A 3,509-nucleotide genomic window follows, 5' to 3' on the forward strand; every position below is an offset into this window, starting at 1 on the left:
TTAAGTGCTTGTTGTAATGCGATTGAATCAACCTCTTTTAAGAATGGTAATTCATTTTTTAGTGGTACAAGCTCTTTAGCTTGAGTATTGTAAGTTACAGATTTTTTCTCTGTCTCATACAATTCTTTTCTCTGAGCTAAAAATCTGTTATACACAAGTCTAGTACAACCAAAAGTTTGATTAATGGTATTCGCTTGAGTTTCATTAGGATATATCCTATATTTAAAAGCTAAGTTATATGTCTTCATAGATTTCACCTCCATTTTTTAATTTTATATGTTATGATAATATCACATTTAAAATTAGTTGTAAATGAGAGTACAATTATGAATACAGATTTTAAAAAGAATAGATATTCTATTTATAATTTAACTTATCACTTAGTTGTAATTACAAAATATCATAGAAAATGTATCAATTGGAAGCCTGTGTTTTGGAGTAATTCTTATTGCATATTAAGTACTGGTGGAGCAACAATTGAAACTATCAAGTGGTATATCGAATCACAAAGAGCTGAAAACTAAAAAGATTGTCCCGATTCATCCTCTCCTTAAATAGAGGAATAGGTTTTCTCGGGACGTTTTGATAAAAATAAAAAAATTATAGTTCATAAAAAAGGAGAAAGAGCCTATGGGAGAAGATAGGCTTTTAATGGAATTAAATATATTTTATTTTTTAAAATTTACATAAACTCTGAATAAGATTCCATTACAGCAACAGCAACGGCAACAGTTGCTCCAACAATGGGATTATTCCCCATTCCAATAAACCCCATCATCTCAACATGAGCAGGAACAGATGAAGAACCTGCAAATTGAACATCTGAATGCATACGACCCATTGTATCAGTCATTCCATAGGATGCTGGACCAGCTCCAACATTATCAGGATGAAGAGTTCGTCCTGTTCCACCACCTGATGCTACTGAAAAATATTTTTTCCCAGCTTCAATACACTCTTTTTTATAAGTTCCAGCTACAGGATGTTGAAATCTAGTAGGGTTTGTTGAATTACCTGTAATAGAAATATCTACATTTTCCAATTTCATAATTGCAACACCTTCTCTAACATCATCAGCACCATAGCAATTTATAGTTGCTCTTTCATTTTCTGAATATTTTATTTTATTTATAATTGAAAGTTTACTTGTGTAGTAATCAAAATTAGTTTGTACATAAGTAAATCCATTAATTCTAGATATTATTTGAGCAGCATCTTTTCCCAATCCGTTTAAAATAACTCGAAGTGCTTTTTTTCGTATTTTATTAGCATTTTTTACAATTCCAATAGCTCCTTCTGCAGCTGCAAAAGATTCATGTCCAGCCAAAAATGCAAAACATTCTGTATTTTCAGATAAAAGCATGGCAGCTAAATTTCCATGTCCAATTCCAACTTTCCGCTCCTCAGCAACAGATCCGGGAATGCAAAAGGCTTGAAGTCCAACTCCTATTACTTTAGCAGCTTCAATAGCATTTTTACAATTGCTTTTTATTGCCATTGCAGCACCAACAGAATATGCCCAATGTGCATCATCAAAAGCTATGGGTTGGATTTCATTGATAATCTTATGTGTATCAATACCTTTATCTTCACATATTTTTTTAGCTTCTTCAATATTTTTTATCCCATACTCCTGGAGAGCTAAATTAACTTTTTCTATACGTCTATCATAATTTTCAAATAATTCCATTTGTTCCTCCTTACTCTTTTCTAGGATCTATATATTTTAGAGCATTTTTAAATTGCCCATAAGTACCCATTGCTTTTTCAATTGCTTTACTATAGTCATCTCCTTTTTTTAAAGACTCTGTAAATTTCCCAAGATTTAAAAATTCATATCCGATAACTTCATCTTTTTCATTTAAAGCCATACGAGTTATATATCCTTCTGCTATTTCTAAATATCGAGGTCCTTTTTCCTGTGTTCCAAACATAGTTCCAATTTGGCTACGCATTCCTTTTCCTAAATCTTCTAAACTTGCTCCAATAGGAAGACCACCTTCAGAAAATGCTGTTTGACTACGTCCATAAACAATTTGTAAGAATAATTCTCTCATAGCAACGTTAATAGCATCACAGACTAAATCTGTATTGAGTGCTTCTAAAATTGTTTTTCCAGGTAAAATTTCTGATGCCATTGCAGCTGAATGTGTCATCCCAGAACAACCAATAGTTTCAATAAGAGCTTCCTGAATAATTCCATTTTTAATATTGAGTGTCAATTTACAAGCTCCTTGATGTGGTGCACACCCTCCAACTCCATGTGTTAAGCCACTGATATCTTTTATTTCTTTGGCTTTTACCCATTTTCCTTCTTCAGGAATTGGTGCTGGACCGTGATTTGCATTTCTACTCACAATACACATATTTTCTACTTCTGAAGAATAAATCATCTAATTTTCCTCCTTTTGTAAACTTATCTTGACTTTATTTTTCAATAAAGAAAAGAAAATCCTTTAATTTTTTATCATAAAAAAACCTTCTAGATTTTGATGGTATTTACATCATTGATCTAGAAGGTCTATAATTATTGTTTATTAAAAAAGTAAATAAAAGGACTTTATTAAAAGTTAAAATCTGGATCAGGGATATGAGTGTGTCTAAATCCTTTTTCAGCATCTTTAAGTTCTTCAAAATCTTGTTCATCATCCTCGAAAAAGTTATTAAATTCATTTTCCCACTCTTCATTTTCATCGTAATCATCTTCTAAAGTATTTTCTTTATCAAATTCCTCCTCTTCATTAGGATTTTCTTTATCAAGTTCTTCTCCTAGCACATCTTTATAGGCATCTTCAATAAAAGCATTTTTTAACATAATGTCCTCCCTAATTTAAATAGATTATATTGTAGTTAAAATCATAATAGTAGTATTTTTTATTGTGTTTGTGATAGTAGTAATATATTTTAGCACGGATTAAATCATTTTTAAGTGATTCTCTTTCTGTAATAATTCTGTATTCAACCTCTCTATAAAGGAATTTAAGCTGCTTCTTTTCCATATATAAAAGTATTCAGTATTAAAAATATAATTAAATTTTTCATATATACACTCCTTTATAGAAAATATTTGATTTTAAACTCTTTTTAAAGTTTTACCACAAGAATTCAATTATCTTTTTTCAATTGACTAATTATATTAAAATTTTGAAACATTATTCCAGATAGAAGAGTGGAGGTTTTATGGAATTTATGTGTAATGTCATTCCAAGCTTGATAGAAATGATTTTCAAAGATGTATTTTAAAGGTTTAGTATATTATACAGCGTTATGAAGGGAAAAGAAAAGCAGCTCACGTTATTTTGTGAGCTGCTATTTTTTATCTTTGATATTTTAACTTTATAAATAGATTATCTAAACTTCTTAATACAAGACCAATTAAAAGTAGCGGAAATAGGTAGAACTTTGCTGAATAATCCACTATAGAGTTATTATTAGTTCTTTTCTTTTCTAACATATCTGTTTTATTCACCCCTTTTATTTACAAGAGTAATTATATACCACTTTTTCCA

6 protein-coding genes are annotated in these 3,509 nt (G+C 30.0%); 1 reads left to right on the forward strand and 5 read right to left on the reverse strand.

All coding sequences use genetic code 11. From position 1 onward, the window contains the following. Positions 1 to 248: helix-turn-helix domain-containing protein (locus ACMOUI_RS07815; RefSeq protein ID WP_418965166.1), on the reverse strand; the 248-nt coding region annotated here is incomplete at its 3' end. Between the two features lie 33 nt (positions 249 to 281). Between ACMOUI_RS07815 and ACMOUI_RS07820 the strand changes: the two genes are divergently transcribed. Further along, entirely contained in the window at positions 282 to 524 is a 243-nt protein-coding gene (locus ACMOUI_RS07820) for a transposase (protein ID WP_418965167.1), read from the forward strand. Positions 525 to 682: 158 nt separating this feature from the next. Here the strand turns inward: ACMOUI_RS07820 and ACMOUI_RS07825 are convergent, their stop codons facing one another. The 4 genes from ACMOUI_RS07825 to ACMOUI_RS07840 all read right to left on the reverse strand — a co-directional run bounded on the left by ACMOUI_RS07825 (position 683) and on the right by ACMOUI_RS07840 (position 3,469). Further along, positions 683 to 1,690, reverse strand: a complete 1,008-nt coding sequence (locus tag ACMOUI_RS07825) for a GGGtGRT protein (protein ID WP_418965168.1) — start codon at positions 1,688 to 1,690, stop codon at positions 683 to 685. A gap of 10 nt (positions 1,691 to 1,700) precedes the next feature. Next, positions 1,701 to 2,393: an iron-sulfur cluster assembly scaffold protein gene (locus ACMOUI_RS07830; protein WP_418965169.1), complete on the reverse strand. Its 693-nt coding sequence runs from the start codon at positions 2,391 to 2,393 to the stop codon at positions 1,701 to 1,703. A gap of 170 nt (positions 2,394 to 2,563) precedes the next feature. Further along, positions 2,564 to 2,815 (reverse strand): hypothetical protein, encoded by a 252-nt coding sequence (locus ACMOUI_RS07835; RefSeq protein ID WP_418965170.1) that lies wholly within the window; start codon positions 2,813 to 2,815, stop codon positions 2,564 to 2,566. A 501-nt stretch (positions 2,816 to 3,316) separates the two neighbouring features. After that, on the reverse strand, positions 3,317 to 3,469 hold the full coding sequence (locus ACMOUI_RS07840) for a hypothetical protein (RefSeq protein WP_418965171.1): 153 nt from the start codon (positions 3,467 to 3,469) through the stop codon (positions 3,317 to 3,319). Positions 3,470 to 3,509 lie beyond the last annotated feature (40 nt).

It is taken from the genome of Cetobacterium sp. (genome assembly GCF_048470075.1).
Classification (GTDB): domain Bacteria; phylum Fusobacteriota; class Fusobacteriia; order Fusobacteriales; family Fusobacteriaceae; genus Cetobacterium_A.

Bases quoted from the DNA above. Each gene is read 5' to 3' on its own strand.
- ACMOUI_RS07820 (WP_418965167.1), top strand. From the start codon at position 282: ATGATAATATCACATTTAAAATTAGTTGTAAATGAGAGTACAATTATG.
- ACMOUI_RS07825 (WP_418965168.1), bottom strand. From the start codon at position 1,690: ATGGAATTATTTGAAAATTATGATAGACGTATAGAAAAAGTTAATTTA.
- ACMOUI_RS07830 (WP_418965169.1), bottom strand. From the start codon at position 2,393: ATGATTTATTCTTCAGAAGTAGAAAATATGTGTATTGTGAGTAGAAAT.
- ACMOUI_RS07835 (WP_418965170.1), bottom strand. From the start codon at position 2,815: ATGTTAAAAAATGCTTTTATTGAAGATGCCTATAAAGATGTGCTAGGA.